This window comes from Roseateles sp. GW821-FHT09G03, assembly GCF_059416045.1.
In genome coordinates this window covers 170,073-193,901 of sequence record NZ_JBWKOK010000010.1, presented here as the reverse complement: position 1 = coordinate 193,901, position 23,829 = coordinate 170,073, and the positions used below count along the sequence as shown (strand labels likewise).

At 69.0% G+C, this 23,829-nt stretch carries 23 protein-coding genes; 17 read left to right on the top strand and 6 right to left on the bottom strand.

The features are described from left to right. Positions 1–26: 26 nt before the first annotated feature. Both AC07OZ_RS27615 and AC07OZ_RS27610 read right to left on the bottom strand, forming a co-directional pair. Positions 27–479 carry a MaoC family dehydratase gene (locus tag AC07OZ_RS27615; protein ID WP_495470228.1) on the bottom strand — a complete coding sequence of 151 codons (453 nt, stop codon included), beginning with the start codon at positions 477–479 and terminating at the stop codon, positions 27–29. Between the two features lie 83 nt (positions 480–562). Continuing rightward, on the bottom strand, positions 563–1,219 hold the full coding sequence (locus AC07OZ_RS27610) for a ParA family protein (protein WP_495470227.1): 657 nt from the start codon (positions 1,217–1,219) through the stop codon (positions 563–565). Between the two features lie 61 nt (positions 1,220–1,280). On the opposite strand from AC07OZ_RS27610, the gene kefF reads away from it, so the two are divergent. The 3 genes from kefF to AC07OZ_RS27595 are packed head-to-tail and all read left to right on the top strand — an operon-like array spanning position 1,281 to position 4,328. Then, positions 1,281–1,901 (top strand): glutathione-regulated potassium-efflux system oxidoreductase KefF, encoded by a 621-nt coding sequence (kefF, locus tag AC07OZ_RS27605; protein WP_495470226.1) that lies wholly within the window; start codon positions 1,281–1,283, stop codon positions 1,899–1,901. Then, positions 1,901–3,862 carry a glutathione-regulated potassium-efflux system protein KefC gene (gene kefC / locus AC07OZ_RS27600; protein WP_495470225.1) on the top strand — a complete coding sequence of 654 codons (1,962 nt, stop codon included), beginning with the start codon at positions 1,901–1,903 and terminating at the stop codon, positions 3,860–3,862. The genes kefF and kefC overlap by 1 nt, the downstream gene beginning before the upstream one ends. Positions 3,863–3,887: 25 nt before the next feature. Then, positions 3,888–4,328 carry a DUF1841 family protein gene (locus AC07OZ_RS27595; RefSeq protein WP_331614954.1) on the top strand — a complete coding sequence of 147 codons (441 nt, stop codon included), beginning with the start codon at positions 3,888–3,890 and terminating at the stop codon, positions 4,326–4,328. Between the two features lie 159 nt (positions 4,329–4,487). Here the strand turns inward: AC07OZ_RS27595 and AC07OZ_RS27590 are convergent, their stop codons facing one another. The 3 genes from AC07OZ_RS27590 to flgA form a co-directional block, all read right to left on the bottom strand. Further along, the gene (locus AC07OZ_RS27590; protein ID WP_067276007.1) at positions 4,488–4,877 is read right to left on the bottom strand and encodes a hypothetical protein; all 390 of its coding nucleotides are present in this window, start codon (positions 4,875–4,877) and stop codon (positions 4,488–4,490) included. A 63-nt stretch (positions 4,878–4,940) separates the two neighbouring features. After that, complete coding sequence (flgM, locus tag AC07OZ_RS27585; protein WP_088403447.1) at positions 4,941–5,264, bottom strand: flagellar biosynthesis anti-sigma factor FlgM; 324 nt, start codon at positions 5,262–5,264, stop codon at positions 4,941–4,943. 120 nt (positions 5,265–5,384) lie between these two features. After that, positions 5,385–6,209 (bottom strand): flagellar basal body P-ring formation chaperone FlgA, encoded by an 825-nt coding sequence (gene flgA, locus AC07OZ_RS27580; RefSeq protein WP_495470224.1) that lies wholly within the window; start codon positions 6,207–6,209, stop codon positions 5,385–5,387. A gap of 149 nt (positions 6,210–6,358) precedes the next feature. On the opposite strand from flgA, the gene flgB reads away from it, so the two are divergent. The 14 genes from flgB to AC07OZ_RS27510 all read left to right on the top strand — a co-directional run bounded on the left by flgB (position 6,359) and on the right by AC07OZ_RS27510 (position 21,884). Continuing rightward, entirely contained in the window at positions 6,359–6,748 is a 390-nt protein-coding gene (gene flgB / locus AC07OZ_RS27575; RefSeq protein ID WP_495470223.1) for a flagellar basal body rod protein FlgB, read from the top strand. Between the two features lie 26 nt (positions 6,749–6,774). Beyond that, the gene (gene flgC / locus AC07OZ_RS27570; protein ID WP_297526474.1) at positions 6,775–7,191 is read left to right on the top strand and encodes a flagellar basal body rod protein FlgC; all 417 of its coding nucleotides are present in this window, start codon (positions 6,775–6,777) and stop codon (positions 7,189–7,191) included. A gap of 38 nt (positions 7,192–7,229) precedes the next feature. Beyond that, complete coding sequence (locus tag AC07OZ_RS27565) at positions 7,230–7,889, top strand: flagellar hook assembly protein FlgD (RefSeq protein WP_495470222.1); 660 nt, start codon at positions 7,230–7,232, stop codon at positions 7,887–7,889. 64 nt (positions 7,890–7,953) lie between these two features. Further along, the gene (gene flgE, locus AC07OZ_RS27560) at positions 7,954–9,357 is read left to right on the top strand and encodes a flagellar hook protein FlgE (protein WP_495470221.1); all 1,404 of its coding nucleotides are present in this window, start codon (positions 7,954–7,956) and stop codon (positions 9,355–9,357) included. A 52-nt stretch (positions 9,358–9,409) separates the two neighbouring features. Next, positions 9,410–10,138, top strand: coding sequence for a flagellar basal-body rod protein FlgF (gene flgF, locus AC07OZ_RS27555; protein WP_495470220.1), 729 nt, complete (start codon positions 9,410–9,412; stop codon positions 10,136–10,138). 61 nt (positions 10,139–10,199) lie between these two features. After that, complete coding sequence (flgG, locus tag AC07OZ_RS27550) at positions 10,200–10,982, top strand: flagellar basal-body rod protein FlgG (protein WP_067276032.1); 783 nt, start codon at positions 10,200–10,202, stop codon at positions 10,980–10,982. A gap of 94 nt (positions 10,983–11,076) precedes the next feature. Continuing rightward, positions 11,077–11,781, top strand: a complete 705-nt coding sequence (locus AC07OZ_RS27545) for a flagellar basal body L-ring protein FlgH (RefSeq protein WP_495470219.1) — start codon at positions 11,077–11,079, stop codon at positions 11,779–11,781. Positions 11,782–11,826: 45 nt separating this feature from the next. Continuing rightward, positions 11,827–12,972 (top strand): flagellar basal body P-ring protein FlgI, encoded by a 1,146-nt coding sequence (locus AC07OZ_RS27540; protein WP_495470218.1) that lies wholly within the window; start codon positions 11,827–11,829, stop codon positions 12,970–12,972. 1 nt (position 12,973) lies between these two features. Continuing rightward, positions 12,974–13,861, top strand: a complete 888-nt coding sequence (gene flgJ / locus AC07OZ_RS27535; protein WP_495470217.1) for a flagellar assembly peptidoglycan hydrolase FlgJ — start codon at positions 12,974–12,976, stop codon at positions 13,859–13,861. 44 nt (positions 13,862–13,905) lie between these two features. Continuing rightward, a complete protein-coding gene (gene flgK, locus AC07OZ_RS27530; protein WP_495470216.1) occupies positions 13,906–15,882 on the top strand; it encodes a flagellar hook-associated protein FlgK in 1,977 nt (658 codons plus the stop codon). Between the two features lie 55 nt (positions 15,883–15,937). Next, complete coding sequence (flgL, locus tag AC07OZ_RS27525) at positions 15,938–17,185, top strand: flagellar hook-associated protein FlgL (RefSeq protein WP_495470215.1); 1,248 nt, start codon at positions 15,938–15,940, stop codon at positions 17,183–17,185. A 13-nt stretch (positions 17,186–17,198) separates the two neighbouring features. Beyond that, complete coding sequence (locus tag AC07OZ_RS27520) at positions 17,199–18,344, top strand: EAL and HDOD domain-containing protein (protein WP_495470214.1); 1,146 nt, start codon at positions 17,199–17,201, stop codon at positions 18,342–18,344. A 212-nt stretch (positions 18,345–18,556) separates the two neighbouring features. Next, entirely contained in the window at positions 18,557–21,082 is a 2,526-nt protein-coding gene (locus AC07OZ_RS27515; RefSeq protein WP_495470213.1) for a sensor histidine kinase, read from the top strand. 175 nt (positions 21,083–21,257) lie between these two features. Continuing rightward, positions 21,258–21,884: a response regulator gene (locus AC07OZ_RS27510; RefSeq protein ID WP_495470212.1), complete on the top strand. Its 627-nt coding sequence runs from the start codon at positions 21,258–21,260 to the stop codon at positions 21,882–21,884. Positions 21,885–21,935: 51 nt separating this feature from the next. On the opposite strand, the gene AC07OZ_RS27505 is transcribed toward AC07OZ_RS27510, so the two are convergent. Then, the gene (locus AC07OZ_RS27505; protein ID WP_495470211.1) at positions 21,936–23,684 is read right to left on the bottom strand and encodes a sensor histidine kinase; all 1,749 of its coding nucleotides are present in this window, start codon (positions 23,682–23,684) and stop codon (positions 21,936–21,938) included. Positions 23,685–23,829 lie beyond the last annotated feature (145 nt).

Here is a 23,829-nt window from a genome sequence, read left to right as displayed (position 1 = left end):
GCCGCGGATGGGTCCGCAGGGGCGGCTCAGCGGTACTGGCGCGTCAGCGATTCCGCGATGCAGACCGGCTTCCCGCCGGTCTCGCGCTCGACGGTCACCTCGACCATCATCTGCACCCCGCCCTCGACCGGCTCCAGGCGCTTGAGCACGAAGCGCCCCCGCAGCCGGCTGCCGACCGGCACCGGCGCCGGGAAACGCACGCGGTCCAGGCCGTAGTTGATCCCCATGCGGACCTCCCGCACCCGGAAGGCGGTCTCGTAGAAGCGCGGCAACAGGCTGAGCGTCAGGAAGCCATGCGCGATGGTGGTGCCGAAAGGACCGTCCGCGGCGCGCGCCGGGTCGGTGTGGATCCACTGCTGGTCTTCGGTCGCGTCGGCGAAGGCCTGGATCCGCGGCTGGTCCGCCACGATCCAGTCGGACACGCCGATCTCCTGCCCCACGAGGGGCGTCAGGTCTTCCAGCTTCTCGAACATCCGCATCCCGGTCTCCTGTCGTTCTGAAGTCTTCAGCGCCGGCAGGCCCCGGGAAGAGGGGAAGCGGTTAAGAGGGGGAACGCAAGGGGTCAGTCCTTGCCGTCCTTCCCCTTCACCGGCTGATCCAGCCAGGCGCAGAGTTGCTGCCACTGTTCCAGATCGCGGGCCACCCGGCCGGGGGCGATGTCCCAGAGCGTCAGGCCGCGCGCGGCCAGCTGCACGTAGTTCTGGGTGTCGCGCAACTCGGCCAGCAGCGGCAGCCCGAGCTGCTCGATGAACTGGTGCAGCTGCTGCTGCGACAGCGTCCCCTCGCGCACCCGCATCGCCACGAGGCCGATGTCGAGCGCGCCGGACTTGCCACGATCCTGCGATGCATCTTGCAGCTCGCGCACGAAGTCGTATGTCGCCTGGATGTCAAAGAGGCTGGGTTGCAGCGGAATGACCACGCGGTCCGCCACCTTGAGCGCCTGCGCCAGCTTCTTCCCGTGCAGGCCGGCGGGGGTGTCGAGCACCGCGTGCGACACGCCCTTGGGCGTCCGCAACTGCTCGACCGAGGCCAGCTCCCAGCCGCGGATCGCCGGCAGTGCCGCGGGCCGCTGCGCCAGCCAGCGCGCGGAGGACTGCTGGCGGTCGATGTCGCCCAGCATGACCGCGCGGCCGCGATGGGCCAGGAATCCCGCGACGTTGCTCGCGAGCGTGCTCTTGCCGACCCCGCCCTTGGGGTTGGCGACCAGGATCACCGGCATGGCCTCTCCTCTCCTCGATGAGGTGCGTCGGATGTTATGCGATGCCGCAAAATCGGCCGCCATGAGCGCCCCCTCCTCCATCCTCATCCTGGCCGCGCACCCGGACCTGGCCCATTCCCGCGTCACGCGGGCGATGCTGTCCGCCGCGCACGGCCTGCCCAATGTCCGCGTGCGCGACCTCTACGCGCTGTACCCGGACTACTCGATCGACACGCACGCCGAGCAGGAGGCGCTGCGCGAGGCCGAGATGCTGGTCTGGCTGCATCCGATGCACTGGTACGGCATGCCCGCGCTGATGAAGCTGTGGGTGGACGAGGTGCTGAGCGTCGGCTTCGCGTATGGGCAGACCGGCCACGCGCTGCACGGCAAGGAGCTGTGGCTGGTGACCTCGGCCGGCGGGAGCGAGCACTCGTACAGCGCGGAAGGCTACAACCGCCATCCGGTCGGCGACTTCCTGCTGCCCTACGCGCAGACGGCCGCGCTGTGCGGCATGCGCTTCCTGCCGCCGCTGATCCTGCATGGCGCGCAGAAGGCGTCGGCCGAGCAGGTCCAGGCCCATGCGCAGGCCTTCCTGGAAGGACTCCGCGCCCTGCCCGAATGGTGCGAGCACCAGCCCGAGCCGGACCAGGAGGCCGTCCCCGACGACGAGCGCCCGGTGCGCGAGGAAGGAGCGCCGGTCTGATGGACGTCTCCACCCCGATGAACGCGGCATCGGCCGCGATGGCCGCCGCCTCCGCCGCCGTGACGGCGACCGAAGCCGCGGCGCACGGCGCCCAGGGCAACTGGCTGCTGACACCGCTGGTGCTGCTGGCTGCGGCGGTGCTCGCGGTGCCGCTGGCGCGCGGGCTGAAGCTGGGCTCGATCCTCGGCTACCTCGTCGCGGGCGTGCTGCTCGGCCCGCAGGTGCTGGGGCTGATCAGCCAACCGGCGACGGTCCTGGAGGTCGGCGAATTCGGCGTCGTGCTGATGATGTTCCTGGTCGGCCTGGAGCTCGAGCCCAAGCGCCTGTGGGCGATGCGCCGCCCGATCTTCGGCTGGGGCTCGGCGCAGATGCTGGGCTGCGCGGCGCTGCTGCTGATCCCATCGTTCTTCCTCGATGCCGACTGGCATGCCGCCGTCATCGCAGCCCTGGGGCTGGCGATGTCGTCGACGGCGGTCGCGCTGGCCACGCTCAGCGAAAAGAACCTCGGCAACACGCGCGCCGGCCAGAGCGTCATCAGCGTCGCCCTGCTGCAGGACATCGCCGCGATCCCGGTGCTGGCGCTGGTGCCCATCCTGGCCAGCCAGGGCCGGCCCGCGGCGGGGCATTCCGGCTACCGCATCTGGCTGGCCCTCGGCGCGCTGGTGCTGATCGTGCTCGGCGGCCGGCTGCTGCTGCGGCCGCTGCTGCGCTGGATCGCGCGCAGCGGCACGCCGGAGATCTTCACCGCCGCCTCGCTGCTGCTGGTGCTGGCCGCGGCGATGCTGATGCAGAAGGTGGGGCTCTCCATGGCGCTGGGCGCGTTCGCGGCCGGCGTGCTGCTCGCCGAGAGCGAGTACCGCCGCGCGCTCGAGGCCGACCTGGAGCCCTTCAAGGGCCTGCTGCTCGGGATGTTCTTCATCGCCGTGGGCATGGGCCTGGACCTGACCGTGCTGTGGCAGAAGCCGCTGGCGGTGCTGGGCCTGCTGGCCGCCCTGTGGCTGTGCAAGGGCCTGGTGCTGGCGGTGCTGGGCCGGGCGATGGGCCTGCCCAGGCCGGAGCGCGCGGTCTTCGTCATCCTGCTGGCGCAGGGCGGTGAATTCGGCTTCGTCGTCTTCCAGCTCGCGGAGCAGGCGACGCTGCTGGACGCCTCGCAGCGCTCCGTGCTGGTGGCGGCGGTGGCGCTGTCGCTGGCGCTGACGCCGGCCCTGCTCGCCTGGGCGCAGCGGCGCGCCGGCCAGATCGAGCGCAAGTCCCCGCATGAACTCACCGAACAGCAGGAGTCGACGGTGATCATCGCGGGCTTCGGGCGCTACGGGCAGATCATCGGCCGGATGCTCTTCGCCAACGGCATTCCGGCGACGGTGCTGGACCACGACGCCGACACCGTCGAATCGCTGCGGCGCTTCGGCTGGCGGGTCTTCTGGGGCGACGCGACGCGGCTGGAGCTGCTGCGCACCGCAGGCGCCCAGCAGGCGCGGGTCCTGGTGCTGGCGGTCGACGACTTCAACCACAGCGTCAAGATCGCCGAGATCGCGCGGCAGCACTTCCCGCACCTGACCATCGTCGCGCGGGCGCGCAACGTCCAGCACTACTACGCGCTGCGAGAACTGGGCGTCGAGCTGATCGAACGCGAGACGCTGGACTCCGCGCTCATGAGCGCGCGCAGCGTGCTGCAGCAGCTGGGCTGGGAGCCGCACGCGGCGCGGCAGATGGCGTGGCGCTTCCGGCGGCACACCGTCGAGCAGACCGAGGAACTGCGCCCGCACCGCGGCGACCTGGACACGCTGATCGCGATGTCCAAGCGTGGCCGCGAACAGCTGGAGGAACGCCTGGCGGCGGAGCGCAAGGCGCTGGCGGAGGGCAAGGTCCGCAACCCGTGGCAGGAGCCGCATCTGGCGCCGGGAGCAGCGCCCGGCGCGGCATCGGCCTCCTCCGAGCATCCCCTGCCCGACAAGGCCTGACGAGGCCGGCGACAATCACGCGCTTATGTTTGCCCCTTCCCAACTCGAGGTCAGGCGCTTCTTCTGCCAGACCTTCCGCAAGTACCGCGACAAGCTGCCGCTGACGCCGATGGAGGCCATCGCCTCGGACTGGATCGAGCAGCACCCGGAGTACCACGACGAACTCGCCGATGAGGATGCCGCGCTCGCGGCGGTCTACACGGTCGAGGACGGCCGCACGAATCCGTTCCTGCACCTTTCCATGCACCTGAGCCTGATGGAGCAGCACCAGATCGACCAGCCGACGGGCGTGCGCCAGGCGCTGGACCTGCTGGCCGCCCGTCGCCAGTCGCTGCACGAGGCCCACCACGAGGCCATGGAGTGCCTGGGCGAGATGATCTGGACCTCGCAGCGCAGCGGCCTGCCACCGGACGGCCACGTCTACCTGGACTGCCTGCGACGCAAGGCCACCCGGACGCCGACCTGACCCACCTTCACCTCATCCGAGGTTCTCGGTAGCAGATCCGTCGAAGGACGCCGATGGTTGGGGACGGCTGTGGCCAACGCGCCGACCCGCATGCAAGCTTGCGGAAAAGCAAAAGGCCACGCACTGCGTGGCCTTCGTCATTGGGGAGGAGAACCGGGCTTAAGCCTGGATCGCTCCACCCAGCCCCGACTTGCGCTCGTTCTTGCCGGACGCGCCGTACAGACCGCTGGGCTCGCCGGGCATCAGCACATCGATGGCGCGGTCCAGCGCCGCGGTGGCGCGGGCCAGCGATTCGCGCTGGGCGGCGACACGGCCACCGGCCTGCATCAGACGCGTACGCAGTCCCTGCGGCACGGTGCCAGTGCGGGCGGCCGCGCTGAACTGCTCGATCGCCCGGGCCAGCGCCGCGTGCAGCGACGCCGCGTGCAGCTCGATCGCCTGCGAGTCGCGTCGATGCAGCGCGTCGCCCAGCAGGTTCAGGCAGCTTTCGACGTCCTGGAGCGGTTGCTCCAGGTCGACGGGGGTCGTGGTCAGAGGCGTGGCGGTCATGGGCGTCACCGGAAATGCTGGGGTCGTGGCTCGCTACAGCTCAGCGTCTTGCGACGGAGCGGTTCAGTGCGACTGCTGGGTGCGGCCCAGCATCTCGGACGCGTTGGCGATCAGCTTGTCGGCGATCGCGTCGGCATTGATCTTGAACTCACCCTTCTCGATCGCGCTCGCGATGCGGGCGACCTTCTCCGCGTCGAAGCTGCCGTCGTCCGAGCCGGGGCCTGCGATCAGGCTGCTGGCCGTGCTCGACAGTTCGACCTTGGATCCCTCGTTCGAGGGGGCCGCGGCGCCGCCCTTGGCGGTCTTGGCGCCACCCTCGGTCGCGCCGGCAGCAGTGCCGCCGACTTTCGAGTAGGCGTTGATGTCAGCGTTGTTACCGATCTTCATGGTGTTTCTCCATGGGTCCGAGAACTTCCGGAACCCTTCCATTAGCGGGTTTATCGACCCGCCCGGACAGAACTTGAGGGCCGCGCTTCACAAATTAGACAGATCTCTCGGTGAAGGGCATCACAGTACCACCTCCACCCGTCGTTCACCGATCGTACGCCCGGTGGCCATGCGGCCATTGTCGAAACGCACGCGGACATCCTGGCCTTCCAGCCCGACGCCCATTGCCTGGCCTTCGCCGGCAATCGCATACCCATCGCCGGTCGCCATGACCTGCACCCGGTCGCCCGGCTGCACCCACTGGCGCAGCTTCAGGTCCACGGAGCGCAGTGCCTGGCCGGCCGCCACCGGTTTGGCCAGATGACGCCCGAGCCAGCCATCCGTCTGTGTATAGATGGCGCCGGCTTCACCGGCAATATCTACTTCGGCCAGCCGGAAGTGTTCTTGAGTCAGGACCGTGCCGGTCGGCAGGTCCGCGGCCGCGACGAAGGCCTGGCCGTAGACCTTGATGGTCAGCGGCAGCGTCACGTTCCACTTGGTCACGCCGGCCACGCAGCGCAGGCCCAGGCGGCTGCGGCCCCACATCTTGGTGCCGGGCGGCAGGTAAGGCTGGATCTGCGCGCAGGGCGCCAGGCGCAGGCGCGGGTCCAGCTTGCCGATCTCGATCTCCACGCGGGCCTGGTTCGGCGCCACCTGGCGGGCGCCGGCCATCGCCAGCGTCTGCAGACGATCTTCCAGCGTCGCGTCCAGCGCGTTCAGGCCTGAACCACCCGGTTCGCTGACAGAAATATTGGGCGCCACGGCGACCTGCACCGGCGCCGCGGTCTGCGCGTCGGCCTCATCCACCAGCCCGAACATCAGCCACACGGACATCAGCGCCCCCGCCAGCAGGGCGGGCAGCGCCTGCGCGTGGCGGGCATGGGTGGAGGGGCAGCTTTGCGGCATGGGTCGGAACTGTACGGATCCGGGGCTCGCCGGTGGCTTCGAAATGCGCCGGGATCACCCGTCTTATCGCGCTCATGTTTTCGGACCTGCTGAACACAATGCTCGAACCTGACAGAAACGGGTGACAGGTCGTCCGAAGGAGAAACGAGATGCTGAACAAACTGACCGACGCGATGAGCTTCCAGTCCCAGGCGCTGACCCTGCGGGCGGAGCGTCAGCGTCTGCTGGCCAGCAACATCGCCAACGCTGACACCCCGGGCTACCAGTCCAAGGACATGGACTTCGCCAAGGCGCTGCGCATGGCGACCTCCCCGGCGGCCAACCCCTCGGATTCCAACCAGACCCTGACCCAGCGCACGCAGAACGCGCTGCAGAGCAGCCTCAGCGCGATGACCAGCATGGACAGCAACACGGTCGACATGGACCGCGAGCGCGCCAGCTTCGCCGACAACACGGTGAAGTACGAGGCCTCGCTGCGATTCCTGAACGGCTCCATCCGCACGATGCTGGACGCGATGAAGTCGCCGAACGCGTCCTGATCGCGCGCTAGAAGAAGGAGCCCGTCATGTCGATGTTCAGCATCTTCCACATCAGCGGCAGCGCCGTCAGCGCGCAGAGCCAGCGCCTGAACGCCGTGGCCAGCAACATGGCCAACGCGGACACCGTCGCCGGCCCGGACGGCCAGGCGTACAAGGCACGCCAGGTCGTGTTCCAGAGCGTGCTGGCCCAGAACGGCATGGACCAGACCGACGTCGGCGTGCAGGTGGTGGGCGTCCAGGAGAACCAGACCCCCGGCCGCCGCATCCACGATCCGAGCCACCAGCTGGCCGACGCCGACGGCTACGTCACGTACAGCAACGTGAACAGCGTGGAGGAGATGGTCAACATGATCTCCGCCTCCCGCTCGTACCAGAACAACCTCGAGGTCATGGGCACCGCCAAGTCGCTGCTGCTCAAGACCCTGCAGATGGGCCAGGGCTGACCGCCCGCTCTTCCTATTAACCGAACGGAACGCCCATCATGGACTTCACCGCCCTGAACAACAACACGAAGACCGGCGCCGCCTCGAACACGGCCGCCGCGAGCGCCACCGGCACGAGCGCGCAGGAAACGTCCGACCGTTTCCTGAAGCTGCTGGTCGCGCAGCTGCAGAACCAGGACCCGATGAACCCGATGGACAACGCCGCCGTCACGACGCAGATGGCGCAGATCCAGACGGTCACCGGCGTCAGCACGCTGAACAGCAGCATCCAGGCCCTGGGCAGCCAGTTCGGCCAGATGCAGGCGCTGCAGAGCGTGAGCCTGGTCGGCCGCGACGTCACCGTCCCCGGCAACAAGATCAGCGTCGCCGACGGGAAATCCACGATGAGCTTCGACCTCGGCGGCGCCGCCGACGCCGTCAAGCTGGAGATCCTCAACGGTGCCGGCGACGTGATCTCCACGCAGGACCTCGGCAAGATGAAGGCCGGCATGCAGTCCTATACCTGGGACGCGTCCAAGGCCACCGAGACGACCAACCTGAGCTTCCGCGTCACGGCGACCAACGCCAGCGCCCCGGTCACCGCCACCACCCTCACCCGCGACACGGTGCGCGCGGTCAACACGAGCGGCGCCACGCTGCAGCTCGAACTCAAGAATTCCGGCCTGGTCGATTACGACAAGGTCCGCTCGCTGGGCTGATCCCAGCATTCCGCCCCAGCCCAGCCCCCCGCTTTACCTCGCCTGAATCGCCCAAGGACATCCCATGAGCTTCCAACAAGGCCTCTCCGGACTGAACGCTTCCAGCAAGAACCTGGAAGTCATCGGCAACAACATCGCCAACTCGCAGACCTACGGCGCCAAGTCGTCGCGGGCCGAGTTCGCCGACATGTACGCCGCCTCGCTCAACGGCGCGGGCACCAGCGACGTCGGCATCGGCGTGCAGGTGCAGACGGTGGCCCAGCAGTTCACGCAGGGCAACATCTCGATCACCGAGAACCCGATGGACCTGGCGATCAACGGCGCCGGCTTCTTCCAGGTCTCCGACGGCAAGAGCCCGACGGTGTACACCCGCAACGGCCAGTTCAAGGTCGACAAGGACGGCAACATCGTCAACAACGATCAGCTCAAGCTGATGGGCTACCCCGCCGACGCCAACGGCGTGATCCAGCCGGGTCTGGCGCAGGGCCTGAAGCTGCCCACCGGCGGCATCGACCCCAAGGTCACCAGCGACATCAAGATGGAGTTCAACCTGGACTCCCGCGCCGGCCCGACCGCCGCCTACGACCTGACCGATCCGGCCGATCCGAACTCGCCCAAGATCGACAAGACTGGCATCACGCTGAACGACCCGACCTCGTACAACAACGCGACGTCGATGACGGTGTACGACGCCAAGGGCCAGCCCACCGCGCTGACCATGTACTTCCAGCGTGCCAACAACGACGACGCCAATGGCAACACCGTCTGGAACGTCTACCTGACGGCCAACGGCAGCGCCGTGCAGTTCGACTCGCAGGGCAACCCGATCGAGACCGACGACGGCACCGCCAAGGGCAACCCGCTGACGCCGTTCACGCAGATGACCTTCCTGCCCACCGGCGGCAAGCCGGTCTCGCCCGGCCCGAGCGAATTCCTGAACCTGAAGATCCCCGCCGGCACGAACTCGCAGGGCGCCCCGACGCTGCCGATCCCGGCGCCGCCGGCCGACCCGTCCGATCCGTCGGTGCAGGGCATCAGCTTCGACCTGCGCTCGGCGACCGAGAACGGCTCCAACTTCGCCGTCACCGACCTGAACCAGAACGGCTACGCGCCGGGCCAGCTGGTCGGCATCAAGCTGGAAGACAACGGCATCGTCACCGCCCGTTATTCGAACGGCGAATCGAAGCCGGCCGGCCAGGTCGAGCTCGCCAACTTCCGCAACCCCCAAGGCCTGCAGCCGCTGGGCGGCAACGTCTGGGCGCGCACGAACTCGTCGGGCGATCCGGTCGTCGGCGTTCCCGGCGACGGCAACCTCGGCTCGCTGACCCCGGGCGCGCTGGAGGAATCCAACGTCGACCTGACCTCCGAGCTGGTGAACATGATGACCGCGCAGCGCGTCTACCAGGCCAACTCGCAGACCATCAAGACGCAGGACCAGGTCCTGCAGACGCTGGTCAACCTGCGCTGATCCCGGCGCCGCCGACCTGATCCAGCCCATAGCCGATCGCTGAGGAGTTCCGATGGACCGCATGATCTACCTGTCGATGAGCGGCGCCCAGGCGGCGATGTCGCGCCAGGACGTGCTTTCCAACAACCTGGCCAACGCCAACAGCAACGGCTTCCGGGCCGAGCTGCAGGCGTTCCGCGCGGTGCCGATCCGCGGCGAGGGCGCGTCCACGCGCGCCTTCGCGCTGGAGACGACCACCGGCCACGACCTCAGCGCCGGCCCGATCACGACCACCGACCGCAACCTGGACGTCGCCATGAAGGGCAAGTCCTGGATGGCGGTGCAGGCGCTGGACGGCACCGAGGCCTACACCCGCGCCGGCTCGATGGACGTCGACCAGGACGGCGTGCTGCGCATGCGCAACGGCCTGCAGGTGCTAGGCGACGGCGGTCCTATCACCGTGCCGCCCAACTCGACGATCTCGATCGGCGACGACGGCACCGTGGTCGCCAAGGCCGACGGACAGCGTCCGGTCAACATCGGCAAGATCAAGCTGGTCACCGAGGACGGCCGCTTCACGCGCCGCGAGGACGGCCTGTTCATCGCCGACGGCGGCGACCCGCTGCCCGCCGATCCCAATGCCCGGCTGCAGTCGGGCGCCCTCGAGGGCTCCAACGTGAGTCCGGTCGAGACCATGGTCGGCATGATCGCCGCCGCCCGCCAGTTCGAGCAGCAGATGAAGATGCTGACGATCGCCCAGACCCACGGCCAGGCAGCCTCCAAGCTGCTGTCCGACAGCTGATCCGCGGGCTCACAGTTCGCAGTACGGAACCGCTTTAGCTACAGGATTCAGGAGACTTCAAATGCTTCGTTCGCTCTGGACCGCCAAGACCGGCATGGAAACCCAGCAGACCCAGCTGGACGTGATTTCCCACAACCTGGCCAACGTCTCGACCAACGGTTTCAAGAAGTCGCACGCGGTCTTCGAAGACCTGATGTACCAGACGCTGCGCCAGCCCGGCGCCAACAACACCGAGCAGACCACGCTGCCCACCGGCATGCAGGTCGGCCTGGGCTCGCGCGCGGTCGCGACCTCGCGCAGCCACTCGCAGGGCAGCCTGACGCAGACGTCCAACTACCTGGACGTCGCCGTCAAGGGCAACGGTTTCTTCCAGGTCCAGATGCCCGACGGCACCACCGCCTACACCCGCGACGGCAGCTTCCAGCTGGACGCCAACGGCCAGGTCGTCACCAACAACGGCAACACCGTGCTGCCGGGGATCATCGTCCCGGCCGACGCCAAGTCGCTGACCATCGGCGCCGACGGCACGGTGAGCGTCACCACCGCCGCCAGCGCCACGCCGACGACGCTGGGCCAGCTGCAGCTGGCGAACTTCATCAACCCGCCGGGGCTGGAGTCGCTGGGCGGCAACCTGTACGCCGAGACGGTCGCCTCCGGCACGCCGCAGACCGGCGCCCCCGGCCAGAACAGCCTGGGCACGGTGCAGCAGGGCTTCGTCGAAACCTCGAACGTCAACGTCGTCGAGGAACTCGTCCAGATGATCCAGACGCAACGCGCCTACGAAATGAATTCGAAGGCGATCACGACCACCGACCAGATGCTTCAGAAGCTCTCGCAGATCTGACGGGCGCTCGCCCCGCTCTTCGACCGACCGGGCGATGACCGCCCGCGCGACGATGCGAGGGCCCTCGTTCCTGTCCGCGATCCTAGGAGTCGTCATGCCTTCGTTCCCGTCCCTGCCCCGCTCTCTCGTCTCTCTGGCCCTCGTGCCGGCCGCCTTCGCGTTGACCGCGTGCTCGACGATGTACCCGCAGCCGCGCGTGGACATGCAGCCGGCACCGGTCGTGAAGATGCCCGAGCCGATCCCGGCTTCCGCCAACAACGGCGCGATCTACCAGAACGCGAACTACCGTCCGCTGTTCGAGGATCACCGCGCCCGCCTGGTCGGCGACATCGTCACCGTGACGATCACCGAGAAGGTCAGCGCGACGCAGAAATCGAGTTCCGAACTCGACAAGAACGGCGCCATCGGCGCCAGCGTGAGCGCGATCCCGGGCATCGCCGCCAATTCCTTCGGCGGCGGCCGGGCCGAACTGACGGGCTCGTCCTCCAACAAGAGCACCGGCAAGGGCACGAACGAGAACACCAACGACTTCTCCGGCACCATCACCGCCGTCGTCACCGGCGTGCTGCCCAACGGCCACCTGCTGATCTCGGGCGAGAAGCAGGTCGGCGTCAATTCCAACGTGGACGTGCTGCGCTTCTACGGCCAGGTCGACCCGCAGTCGATCCGGCAGGGGAACATCGTGGCCTCGACCGCGATCGCCAACGTCCGGGTCGAACAGCGCGGACGCGGCGCCGTCGCCGACGCGCATGGAATTGGCTGGCTATCCCGCTTCTTCTTGAACCTTTCGCCCATTTAAGTTTCCCCACAATCGGTCACACGAGTCTGCAACCGTGTGACCGAGATGTACCCCAACACACTCCCCCGCTTCTTCTCCCGCTCCCCACGCCTGCTGGCCTCCGGCCTGCTCGCGCTGATGGCCCTGCTCGCGATCGCGACGCCGGCCGAGGCGACGCGCATCAAGGAAGTCGCCGCGGTGCAGGGCGTCCGTTCCAACCCCTTGACCGGCTACGGCCTCGTCGTGGGCCTGGACGGCACCGGCGACCAGACCACGCAGGCCCCGTTCACCGGCCAGAGCATCACCGCCATGCTGCAGCAGTTCGGCGTGCTGCTCCCGCCGGGCGTGACCATGCAGCCGCGCAACGTCGCGGCGGTCATGATCACCACCTCCCTCCCCCCGTTCGCGCAACCCGGCCAGCCGCTGGACGTCGTTGTCTCGTCCATGGGCAACGCCAAGAGCCTGCGCGGCGGCACGCTGATCGCCACGCCGCTGCGCGGCGCCGACGGCCAGGTCTACGCGATCGCCCAGGGCAACCTAGTCGTCGGCGGCGCCGGCGCGTCCGCGGGCGGTTCCAAGGTCCAGATCAACCACCTGAGCGCCGGCCGCATCCCCGGCGGCGCGCTGGTCGAGCGCAGCGTGCCCACGCCGCTGCAGCAGAACGAGTGGTTGCAGCTGGACCTGAATGCCTCGGACTTCGGCACCGCGCGCGCCGTCGCCAAGGCCATCAACAAGTCCAAGGGCGAAGGCACGGCGATGGCGTTGGACGGCCGCGTCGTGAAAGTCCGCGCGCCGCTGGCGCCGGACGCGCGCGTCGCCTTCCTCGCCGACATGGAGAACCTGAGCTTCGACCAGGAGATCCCGTCCGCCCGCATCGTCATCAACGCGCGCACCGGCTCGGTCGTCATGAACCAGGCCGTCACGCTGCAGCCCTGCGCGGTCGCGCACGGCAACCTGGCGGTGACCATCTCCAGCACGCCGCAGGTCAGCCAGCCCAACGCGCTGTCCGGCGGCCAGACCACGGTCACGCAGAAGACGGACATCTCGATCAAGCAGGACCCCGGCTCGCTGATCCAGCTGCCGGCCGGCGCGCGGCTCAACGACGTCGTCAAGGCGCTGAACACGCTGGGCGCCACGCCGCAGGACCTGCTGGCGATCCTCCAGGCGATGAAGAGCGCCGGCGCCTTGAACGCCGAACTCGAGGTGATCTGACATGGCCCTCTCCACTCCTCTCAGCACCGCGCTCGGCATGGGCGTGAACGGACTGTCGTCCGACACGCGCTCCGTCGAGCAGCTCAAGGGCACCGCGTCGCGCGACCCCAAGGCCGCCGTCAAGGAGACCGCGCGCCAGTTCGAGGCCCTCTTCATGCAGGAAGTGATGAAGAGCATGCGCCAGGCCACGATGAACAGCGGGATGATGGAGAACTCGGCGACCCAGATGGGCGGCGAGATGCTGGACCAGCAGTACGCCGCGAAGATGACCGGCCTGCCCGGCGGCCTGTCGCAGGCCATCGAGCGCCACCTGCAGCGCCAGCTCGGCGTCAAGGACGGCGAACTGCCGAGCGCCAAGGACGCGACCAAGGTCCCGCAGCTGCCGCAGCTGGCCGTCAAGAACGTGCAGCCGCACGTGCAGGACTTCATCCTGAAGCACGACGCCGCCGCCAAGTCGGCGCAGGCGTCGACCGGCATCCCGGCGAGCTTCATGATCGCGCAGGCTGCGCACGAGTCCGGCTGGGGCAAGCGCGAGATCCTGAACAAGGACGGCTCGAGCAGCTTCAACGTCTTCGGCATCAAGGCCGGCGCCAACTGGACCGGCAAGGTCGCCGAGGTCCAGACCACCGAATACGTCGACGGCAAGCCGACCAAGGTGACGGCCAAGTTCCGCGCCTACGGCAGCTATGAAGAGGCCTTCAAGGACTACGCCAAGCTGATCGGCAACAACGACCGCTACCGCGACGTCGTCGCCAAGGCCAACACCGGCAGCGCCGAAGGCTTCGCCAAGGGCCTGCAGAAGGCCGGCTACGCCACCGACCCCGAATACGCGACCAAGCTGGCGCGCACGATCAACACCACGATGCGCGTGCAGCGCGCGCTGGCCTGATCGCGCCCCGCTGAAGACGCCCAGGAAGGACCGAGGAGCCCGACATGAGTACCTCCCCGCTGCTGTCGCTCGGCATGCGCGCCATGTTCGCCAACCAGGCGGCGCTGCAGACCATCGGCCAGAACATCGCCAACGCGAACACGCAGGGCTACTCCCGCCAGGAAGTCGTCCTGACGACGCCCGAGGGCCAGTTCACCGGCGCGGGCTACTTCGGCAAGGGCGTCAACGTGCAGACGGTGACCCGCTCGCACAACGAGTTCCTGACCCGCGAGGCCGCGGCCGCCAAGTCGCAGGCCTTCGCCGACACGACGATGCAGTCGCAGCTGGCGCAACTGGAGAAGCTCTTCCCCACCGGCTCCGACGGCCTGGGCCAGTCCGCCAACGACTTCCTGAACGCGCTGGTCGACGTGGCCAGCCGCCCGTCCGATCCGTCGGCGCGCCAGGTCGTGCTGGGCAAGGCGCAGGCGCTGGCCTCGCGGTTCCAGAGCGCGGGCCAGCAGCTCGCCGACCTGCAGTCGGGCGTCGTCAGCGACATGAACGCCGACGTCAAGCAGGTCAATGAACTCGCCAAGCAGATCGCCGCCGCGAACGACCAGATCGCGCGCTCGGCCGGCACCAGCCACACACCCAATGACCTGCTCGACAAGCGCGACCAGCTGATCTCGCAGCTCAGCCAGTACGTGCAGGTGAGCACCGTCCCCAACGCCCGCGACGGCACGACCGGCGTGTTCATCGGCGGCGGCCAGGTGCTGGTGCTGGGCGGCCAGGCGCAGCAGCTCTCGGTCACGCCCGATCCGTACGACGGCGCGCGCGCGCAGCTCTCCATCACCGACACCAGCGGCACCCGCGCGCTGGACGACAGCACGCTGACCGGCGGCTCGCTGACGGCGATGCTGCGTTACCAGAACACCCACCTGCAGGACGCCCGCAACCTGCTCGGCCAGATGGCGACCGCGATCGCGACGCGCGTCAACGAGCAGCAGAGCCTGGGCATCGACCTGAAGGCGCAGGCCGGCGGTCCGCTGTTCACGATCGCCAATCCGACGGTGCTGCCGGCGGCGACTAACCGGGGCGACGCCAAGCTCAGCGCGACCGTCACGGACGGCTCGCTGGTGCCGGCGCTGTCGTTCACGGTCACGCCGGACCCGACCGGCACGCCCGACAGCTACCAGATCGCGGTGCGCCCGGGCGGCCAGCCGACGATCATGAGCAACGACCAGATCAAGGCCGCCTACGGCATCAGCCTGTCGACGACCGGCACCATGCAGCAGGGCGACAGCTTCCTGCTGGAGCCGGTGGCCAACGCGGCGGGCAGCTTCAAGCGCGCGCTGGACGATCCGGCGGGCCTGGCCGCGGCGTCGCCGATCATCGGCACGACCGACATCAACAACAAGGGCACCGCGACCGTCGACACGCTCTACGCGATCAACGACAAGTTCGACAAGAGCAAGCAGCCCGCGACTGTCGAGTTCGGCGCCGTCAACGCCGACAACAGCATCAACTACACGATCACGCTGTCGGACAACACGCAGGTCAGCGGGACCTGGAAGGCCGGCGGCAAGATTGGCAACGATCCGGCCAACGGCGTGGACCTCGGTTTCGAGCTGAGCCTGAACGGCGTGCCGCGCCAGGGCGACAAGATCGCGCTGCAGGTCTCCGACGCCGTCGTCTCCACCAACAACGGCAACGCCAAGGCCTTCCTCGCGATGCAGAGCGAGCCCTTCCTGGGCAAGCAGCTGCAGGTCGACGGCACGCTGTCGCGCGGCCAGACCGTCAACGAGGCCTACGCCGCCGCGATGGCCGACATCGGCTCCCGCGTGCAGGGCGCGGACTACCTGGCGCAGGTCTCCACGACCGTGGCCTCGGACACCGAGCAGACGCGCTCCAGCCAGGCCGGCGTCAACCTCGACGAAGAGGCCGCCAAGCTGATGCAGTTCCAGCAGGGCTACCAGGCCGCCGCCAAGATGCTGCAGGCCGCGCAGAGCCTGTTCGACCAATTGCTGAGCGTGGTCGGCCGCTGACGCGGCCGCGACACCCGATACGCGACCGATCGCCTGAACCCTGAAGGACGCAGCCATGCGACTCTCGACCAACAACATGTTCGACACCAGCATCGCGACGCTGCAGCGCCGCCAGCAGGAGATGCAGGAAGCGCAGCAGCGGCTGACCAGCGGCAAGCGCGTCGAGAAGGCCAGCGACGACCCCACCGGCGCCGCCCGCGCCGAGCGCGCGCGCACCTCGCTCGGCCAGGTCGACGCCAGCCAGCGCGCGCTGGACGCCAGCCGCAACAGCATGACGCTGGCGGAAAGCGGACTGGGCGATGCCAACGAGCTGATGCAGCAGATCCGCGAGGCGCTGGTCTCCGCCGGCAACGCCAGCTACAGCGATCCCGAGCGGCAGGGCCTGGCTACCAAGGTCCAGGGCCTGCGCGACCAATTGCTGTCGATCGCCAACCGCACCGACGGCGCGGGCGGCTACCTCTTCTCCGGCCAGGGCACCTCGGGCGTGCCCTTCCTCGACAACCCGGTACAGCGCGACGCGGCGGGCAACCGCATCGGCGGCGGCGTCGGCTTCGAGGGCATCTCGGGCAGCGTCACCACCGGCAACCTCGAGAACTACCCGCTCAGCGTCGACGGCCGCCAGGCCTGGGAGCAGGCGCGCAGCGGCAACGGCACCTTCGAGACCGGCCCCGCGCCCAACGCGCTGACCGGCAAGGCCTCGACCGGCTACATCGACTCCGGCCGCGTCACCGATCCGGCGCTGGTCACCGGCGACAGCTACAGCATCGTCGTCAGCGGCACCGCCCCGGCTCAGACCTACACCGTCTTCAACGAATCCCAGGGCCACGTGCCCGTCGCCAGCGACAACTACGCCGCCGGCCAGACCGTCAAGTTCGACGGCATGGCGATGACGGTGGCGGGCGCGCCGTCCGACGGCGACACCTTCACCGTCAAGCCGTCGACGGCCGACCTGAAGCTCTTCGAAGTGCTGGACCGCACCATCGAATCGCTCAAGACGACGGGCCGCACCGGCCCCGAGATCACGCAGTCCAACCTGATGAACCTGCGCGACCTGGACGCGGTGATGAACAACCTCGCCAACGTGCGCAGCCAGGTGGGCGAGCAGATGAACAACCTGGACGGTTCGGAGTCCCGCCTGCAGACGCTCAAGGTTTACAACCAGGCTGAGCAGTCTGCCGCAGAGGATCTGGACATGACCCAGGGCATTTCCGACTTCCAGAACCAGCAGACGGGCTACGATGCGGCGCTGAAGACCTACTCGATGGTGCAGCGCATGTCGCTGTTCCAGTACATCAACTCCTGATGCGCCGATCTGCATGAACTCGACACACGCCGTGCTGGGCCAAGTGGCCCTGGGGTACGCGCCCCTGGTTTCCAAGTCCTTCGACATCGAGGCCACCCGCATCACGGTGTTCGCGCTTCGCCCCGACGTCACGCCCGATGCGGGCGAGTTGCTGACCGCGCTGGCCGAGGCCTTCCCGACCAAGGCGGTGCTGCTGAACGTGGCGCACGAGGGCCTGCTCAAGGGCCTGCTGGCCGCGGCGCTGCCGGGCAATTTCAAGATTGAAGTCCCCGCCTTCCTGCTGTCCGACGCGGACCTCGCCGCCCAGGCGCAGGCCCGCGGCGCGCTGCTGAAGGGCCGCTCCGACGCGGCCGGCTTCAAGCAGCTGGTGCTGGACCTGCAGGAGCTCGGCGGCGGCCCGCTGCCGGCGGGCAAGTCGGTGCTGGTCTCCGGCGCCCGCAACGGTGGTGATTTCAAGCAGGCGCTGGATGCCGGCGCGGCCGGCGTGCTGGGCTGGACCGTGCACGGCGAGTTCGAGGCCCCCGCTGCCCCGGCCGCCCGCAACGACTCGCAGGCCGACCTGCAGGTGATCGTCGAGCTGATGTCGCGCGTCGACCAGGGCGAGGATGTCGAGCGCCTGGAGCAGACGCTCAAGCGCGATCCGAGCCTGGCCTTCAAGCTGCTGCGCTACATGAATTCCGCGGCCTTCGGCCTGTCGGTCGAGGTGTCGTCGTTCCGTCACGCCATCATGCTGCTGGGTTACGCGCGCCTGCGCCGCTGGCTGGCGCTGCTGCTGGCCACCGCCAGCAAGGACCACGCGATGCGCCCGGTGATGTTCGGCGCGTTGCGCCGCGGCCTGGTGATGGAAGAACTGGCCAAGAGCATGACGGACTCCGAAGTCCGCGACGAGATGTTCATCTGCGGCCTCTTCTCGCTGCTGGATCACATGCTGAAGCAGCCCTTCGAGAAGCTGCTGCAGTCCATCCCGGTGCCCGAGCGCGTGCGCCAGGCGCTGGTCGAGCAGACCGGTCCGTACAAGGGCTACCTGGACCTGGTGCAGGCGATCGAGAACGAGTCGGTCTTCGACGTCCGCGCCGCGCTCGACACGCTGATGCTCGGCCCGGACGAAGTGAATGGCGCCGTGCTGCGCGCCCTGAACAAGGCATCGCAACTCGAATAAGCAACGGGCATCGAGCTCACCGCAACGAGGCCTCGCGGCAACCCGCGAGGCCTCTTTCATTGCGGTCCTCGGTGGCAAATCCTCGGAAGTGAGACGCTGGTCGGGGACGGCAGGTCGCGGGGTCTTGGCGCTTGACGCCAAGGCCCTGCGACCTGGCGGCCAACGCTCAAACCGTTGCAGGTAGGCGCTCCCCACCGGCATAAACTCGGCCCGTGTCCACCCAACTTCCCCTTGCCTCTCCTGACCTCGACGCCTTGCGTGCGCTGCTGACGGCACGCGGTCTGGCGCTGGCGGACCTCCTTGCCGGATTGTGGGAGGGCCCATGGCCGGCCTTCGTGCTGGACGCCAAGGGCCAGGTCTTGCTGACCAACGCGCGGCTGCAGGGACTGATGGGGGCGATCTCGCTGAAAGGTGAGCGCCTGCTGCCCAGCGGCAAGGCGCAGGAGCTGCGTCTGGTCGACGACCAGGGCCGTGATCATCTGCTGCAGGCCTGGGTGCATCCGCTGGACGGCGGATTGGGTCTGGCGCTGCTGCAGGACCACAGCACGGAGCTCGCGGCGCGGGAGCGCGCGGACCGGATGCAGTCGGAGATTGACCAGTGGCTCGACCTCAGTCCGCTGCCTGCGCTGATGCATGACGACCAGGGTTTGCTGCTGCGCTTCAACGGCGCGTTCGCGGCGCTGTGCCGACGACTGAGCCCGCAGATGCCGATCAGCCTGCACGAGCTCCCGCCCGAGTGGCGCGATCTGCTGCATGCGAAGGCGCCGGAGTCCGGACAGGAAACGCACCGCAACGCCCTGCTCGCGCCGCCCGGCGACCGCCGGCGCTGGATCCGCGTGCGCGCACGCCGGCTGATCGGGCCGTGGACACGGCCGCGTACGCTGGTGATGCTCGAGGACCGCAGCGCGGAGCAGGACCTGGAGCTCGCGCAGCAGCAGCTTCAGACACTGATGGACACGGCCGGCGTGGGGCTGGCGACCTTCCAGGCGGAAGGCGGCTGGTCGCGCCCGGGCACCGGCGCGCCGCCGCCGCCACCGATCCCTGGCGACGAGGGCATGCGACCGGCGCCGGCGCTGCAGGGCGTCAACCGCGACATGGTCGAACCCGAGTCGCGCGCCGAATACGAGAAGCTCCAGCAGGCGCTGAAGCAGGCGACTCCGACGGTGGCGCGCTACGCGGTCCGCCATCCCGAGCACGGGCTGCGCTGGCTGATGACGCGGGTCGAGATCGGCCAGTTGGCCTCGGGCCAGAAGACGACCTCGGTGCTGACCGTCGACATCACCGACCACCAGCAGGCGCAGGAGCGCAACGAGCTGCTGCAGCATTCGCTGAACCTGCAGACGGAGCGCGAGCGCGCGGTGCTCGATTCGGTGCTGGTCGGCATCGTGACGGTGGGCCGGCAAGGCATCGAATGGATGAATCGTTCGGCGCGGCGGATGTTCGGCGGTGACCTGCCGGAATTCGCCGGGCAGCCGATCAGCAGCGTCGCCACGGAGGCGCCGGATCATCCGTTCCGCCAGACGCATTACCTGGACGACCTGCCTGAAGGCCAGGCCGAGACCTTTGAATGCCGCGTCGTCGCGCGCGACGGACGGGAGTTCTGGGTCGTCGGCAACGCCGTGGCGACGGTCGGCCCGGACAGTTCGCGTCAGCTCACCTACGCGCTGCTCGACATCGAACGCCGCCGCCAGGCCGAGGCGCAGAGCCAACAGGCGCAAGCCTCGCTGCACCGGATCATCGAGGCCGCGCCGATCGCCATCAGCTTGCACGACGCGCGCACGCTGCAGGTGCGGCAGATCAACCAGGCCGCCGCGGCGCTGGCGGGCCGGCCGGAGGAAGAGCTGCTGGGCGCGAGCCTGGAAGCGCTCTTCGGCAGCGGCAACGAGGCGGAAACGATCCGCTCGGACATGGAGTTCGCGCTGCAGAGCAGCGAGGTGCTGCAGCGCGAGTACCGGCTGACCGTGCGCGGACAGGCGCGCGTCTGGGACGCGCGTCTGCTGCATCTGGCCGGAGTCAACGACGCGAGCGGCGAGTTGGAGCCGGAGCAGTTGCTGCTGGTCGCCACCGACGTGACGCAGCAGCGCGCGCAGGAAGCGGCGCGGCTGGAGGCGGCGATCGCGCAGCGCGAGCTGCTGGTGCGCGAGGTCCACCACCGGATCAAGAACAACCTCCAGGGCGTGGCCGGGCTGCTGCAGCAGATCGCGGCGCGGCGGCCCGAGGTGCGGACGGTGATCAACGAAGCCGTCGGCCAGGTGCAGGCGATCGCGCAGGTCTACGGACTGCAGGTGGGCATGTCCGGACCGCTGCGGCTGCGCAAGGTGGTCGAGGCGGTGATGGGCTCGGTGCAGCGGATGTTCGGGCGCGAGATCCTGGTCGACATCGACGGCGCGATGGCCGAGCAGTCGCACCGCTGGGGCCTGCCCGAAGCCGAGGCGATCCCGATCGCGCTGACGCTCAACGAGCTGTTCACCAACGCGGTGAAGCATGGCGGCGAGACGCCGGTGCGCTGCGAACTGCGCTTCGATCCCGAGCAGGTGGTGCTGCGCATCATCAACCAGGGGAAGCTGCCGGCGGGCTTCGACCTCGCACAGGTGCGCGGCGGCGTGTCGGGCCTGGGACTGGTGCGCGCGCTGCTGCCGCGGCGCAGCGCGCTGCTCGGGCTCACGCAGGACGGCGATCAGGTGGTGTGCGAGCTCAGCCTGTGGCCGCCCGGGGTGCAGTTGCTGGAGGCGCTCTAGGCGTCACGTTCAGCGCATTCCCAATTCCCACCCCGACAGCAGCGCCGCAGACGGGCTGCGGGGTCACTTGTGACCACCCGAAACCGGGGCCCGGTCCCGGCGGACCCGTCCGCGGCATTTCGGTGACAATCTCCAGTCCCCCGTTGATCGGGGTTGCCTTGGATTCGGGAGCAGCGTGAGCAGCTTGGATGGCGTGAGCAAGGATGTGGGCGCGAGCGGCAAGGGCCGTATCCTGGTCGTGGACGACGACCGGCTGGTGCTCGCCACCCTGACGCACGGCCTGGCTCAGGCCGGCTACGAGGTGCTCGACGCCGACAACGGCGACGACGCGATCCTCATCGCCCGCCAGCACCGGCCCGACCTCGCGCTGCTCGACATCCGCATGGAGGGCATGACCGGCTTCGACGTCGCCGGCTACCTGCGCGACTACCTGCAGCTGCCCTTCATGTTCCTCTCGGCCTTCGCCGACGAGGCCACGATCGCCAAGGTGAAGGAACTCGGCGCCCTCGCCTACCTCGTCAAGCCGCTGGACATCCACCAGATCGTCCCCGCCGTCGAGGCCGCCTTCGCCAACCGGCCGGCGCGGACCGTCGCGGCCCCGCCGGCGCCGGCCGTCGAGACCAGCGCATCCCTCGAAGTGATCGAGGCGATGGCCTTGGGCGTGCTGATGCACCGCTACTCGCTGACCCGCGCGCAGGCGCTGTCGCGGCTGGAACGCATGGCCGCGGAGCAGTCGATCGAGACCGGGGAACAGGCCCGACGCATCGTCGAGGCCGTCGAGCAGCTCGCGCTCGGGAGTTGAGCCGGCCGGCGGCTCGATTGGCCGCGCCGGCCGACGCGGCGCAGGCGCCGCTCAGTTCGGCAAGGTGAAGTAGAACCGGGCGCCCTGCCCGATCTCCGACTCGGCCCAGATGTCGCCGCCGTGCCGGCGCACGATGCGCCGCGCCGAGGCCAAGCCCACGCCGGTGCCCTGGAAGTCGCTCGCGCTGTGCAGGCGCTGGAACACGCCGAAGAGGCGGTCCGCGAAACGCATGTCGAAGCCGGCGCCGTTGTCGGTGACGACGAACACCCGCTCGCCCTGGCGCTGCTCGGATTCGAAGCGGATTTCGGCGTGCTCGCGCTTGCCGCTGTACTTCCAGGCGTTGCCGAGCAGGTTCTCCAGCACCATCCGCAGCAGCGTCGGATCGCCCTGCACGCGCAGGCCCGATTGCACCTGGGCATCGACCGCGCGGGTCGGCGCCCCGCGGCGCAGTTCGTCCACCACCTGCGACGCCAGCAGCGACAGGTCCACCGTCTCATGCCGCAATGCCTGCGATGAGAGATGCGACAGCGCCAGCAGCGAGTCGATCATGCTGTGCATCCGCGTCGACGCGCCGAGCACCCGGTCCAGGTGGTCGTTGCCGGCGCGGTCCAGCAGCCGGCCGTAGTCTTCCTTGAGGATGCGGGTGAAGCCCTCGACCACGCGCAGCGGCGCACGCAGGTCGTGCGACACGGTGTAGCTGAACGAGGCCTGGTCCGCCCGCGCCTGCTCCGCGGCCTGCATGGCGAGCGCCGCCGGCACGGTCTCGACCGCGCCCTGCGGCCACAGGCTCAGCAGCGTGCCGCCGCCGTGGGGGAGCGCCGTCAGGCACAACCACCACGCGCCGCACGCGCTGCCGGATTGCAGATCGGGCTGCGCCAGCGCCTGGCGGAGCTCCTCGGGCAATCTTTCCTCGCAGGCACGCCAGAGTTGACCCCGCGCTTCCGAGCCGCCCATCATCTGCGCGGCGGCTTCGTTGAAATCGATCAGGCGCGTGGATGCGCCAGACCCGCCGGCCGCACTGCCACCGGCATTGCCAGCGGCGACGTCGCCCGCGCCGGCTCTGTCACTCAGCAGCCAGGCCGGGCCGGGCAGCGCCTGCAGCCAGTCGGTGGAAGCAGCCGCCGCGATATCGGCCGAAGGGGCTGAAAGCGCCGCACCGGCCGGAGACGTCGTCGGCGCTTCGTCGAGCACGCGCGCCGCGCCGAGATACCCGGCGAACCGGCCCGCCGCGTCCGTCGTCGGCTGCCCGCGCAGCTCCCACCGGCGGCCCTGGCCGTCGATCACGCGCAGGCGGTCAAAGCCCTGACCCGGTTCCACGTGACTGCGCACATCGAGGGGGGCCGCCTCGGTCGTCGCATCGTCCGTTCCACCGGCGAGCACAGGCAATGGCTGAAAGCGTTCCCACAAGCGCTGCGTCACCGAGCCATTCATGGCCGTGCCGGCCCAGCTCGACGCCGGCGCGCCCTGCGGCGCCTGCCAGCGGACGAGGTGATGCTGCGCATCGGTCTGCCAGAGCCAGTCCGGCTGCAGCTGGGTCAGCGAGACCGCCTGCTGCCGGCTCTCTCTCAGCAGCTCGCCGAACTGCGCCCGCGCCAGCCGCACCGCCAGGTGCCAGGTCAGCGCGGCCACGAAGATCATCAGCGCGGCGCCCGCCATCACGGCGGTCAGCACCAGGCCGGGGCCGGTGGGCTCGAGGTTGAGCGCCAACAGCAGGAGCAGGACCACGACCGCCAGCCCCAAGGCCAGCGCGGCTCCCTTCCATGGCCGTCGGCGCGCGGCGGCTTCCCCCAACCTGTTCATGCGGACCATTGTAGGCAGGCAACTGCTGGCCCCCGGGCCTCGAACGCGGGGCGCGGCTCCCCGGCGCTTCGCATCAGGCGGCATGGATGCGACACCCACCCCAGGACTTACCCCGAGCGGCCTCTCCAAGAACACCTGAATTGAC

What these genes read in the sequence shown, in the direction of transcription:
- AC07OZ_RS27615 (WP_495470228.1), bottom strand. Translation starts at nt 479, where the DNA reads ATGCGGATGTTCGAGAAGCTGGAAGACCTGACGCCCCTCGTGGGGCAG.
- AC07OZ_RS27610 (WP_495470227.1), bottom strand. Translation starts at nt 1,219, where the DNA reads ATGCCGGTGATCCTGGTCGCCAACCCCAAGGGCGGGGTCGGCAAGAGC.
- kefF (WP_495470226.1), top strand. Translation starts at nt 1,281, where the DNA reads ATGAGCGCCCCCTCCTCCATCCTCATCCTGGCCGCGCACCCGGACCTG.
- kefC (WP_495470225.1), top strand. Translation starts at nt 1,901, where the DNA reads ATGGACGTCTCCACCCCGATGAACGCGGCATCGGCCGCGATGGCCGCC.
- AC07OZ_RS27595 (WP_331614954.1), top strand. Translation starts at nt 3,888, where the DNA reads ATGTTTGCCCCTTCCCAACTCGAGGTCAGGCGCTTCTTCTGCCAGACC.
- AC07OZ_RS27590 (WP_067276007.1), bottom strand. Translation starts at nt 4,877, where the DNA reads ATGACCGCCACGCCTCTGACCACGACCCCCGTCGACCTGGAGCAACCG.
- flgM (WP_088403447.1), bottom strand. Translation starts at nt 5,264, where the DNA reads ATGAAGATCGGTAACAACGCTGACATCAACGCCTACTCGAAAGTCGGC.
- flgA (WP_495470224.1), bottom strand. Translation starts at nt 6,209, where the DNA reads ATGCCGCAAAGCTGCCCCTCCACCCATGCCCGCCACGCGCAGGCGCTG.
- flgB (WP_495470223.1), top strand. Translation starts at nt 6,359, where the DNA reads ATGCTGAACAAACTGACCGACGCGATGAGCTTCCAGTCCCAGGCGCTG.
- flgC (WP_297526474.1), top strand. Translation starts at nt 6,775, where the DNA reads ATGTCGATGTTCAGCATCTTCCACATCAGCGGCAGCGCCGTCAGCGCG.
- AC07OZ_RS27565 (WP_495470222.1), top strand. Translation starts at nt 7,230, where the DNA reads ATGGACTTCACCGCCCTGAACAACAACACGAAGACCGGCGCCGCCTCG.
- flgE (WP_495470221.1), top strand. Translation starts at nt 7,954, where the DNA reads ATGAGCTTCCAACAAGGCCTCTCCGGACTGAACGCTTCCAGCAAGAAC.
- flgF (WP_495470220.1), top strand. Translation starts at nt 9,410, where the DNA reads ATGGACCGCATGATCTACCTGTCGATGAGCGGCGCCCAGGCGGCGATG.
- flgG (WP_067276032.1), top strand. Translation starts at nt 10,200, where the DNA reads ATGCTTCGTTCGCTCTGGACCGCCAAGACCGGCATGGAAACCCAGCAG.
- AC07OZ_RS27545 (WP_495470219.1), top strand. Translation starts at nt 11,077, where the DNA reads ATGCCTTCGTTCCCGTCCCTGCCCCGCTCTCTCGTCTCTCTGGCCCTC.
- AC07OZ_RS27540 (WP_495470218.1), top strand. Translation starts at nt 11,827, where the DNA reads ATGTACCCCAACACACTCCCCCGCTTCTTCTCCCGCTCCCCACGCCTG.
- flgJ (WP_495470217.1), top strand. Translation starts at nt 12,974, where the DNA reads ATGGCCCTCTCCACTCCTCTCAGCACCGCGCTCGGCATGGGCGTGAAC.
- flgK (WP_495470216.1), top strand. Translation starts at nt 13,906, where the DNA reads ATGAGTACCTCCCCGCTGCTGTCGCTCGGCATGCGCGCCATGTTCGCC.
- flgL (WP_495470215.1), top strand. Translation starts at nt 15,938, where the DNA reads ATGCGACTCTCGACCAACAACATGTTCGACACCAGCATCGCGACGCTG.
- AC07OZ_RS27520 (WP_495470214.1), top strand. Translation starts at nt 17,199, where the DNA reads ATGAACTCGACACACGCCGTGCTGGGCCAAGTGGCCCTGGGGTACGCG.
- AC07OZ_RS27505 (WP_495470211.1), bottom strand. Translation starts at nt 23,684, where the DNA reads ATGAACAGGTTGGGGGAAGCCGCCGCGCGCCGACGGCCATGGAAGGGA.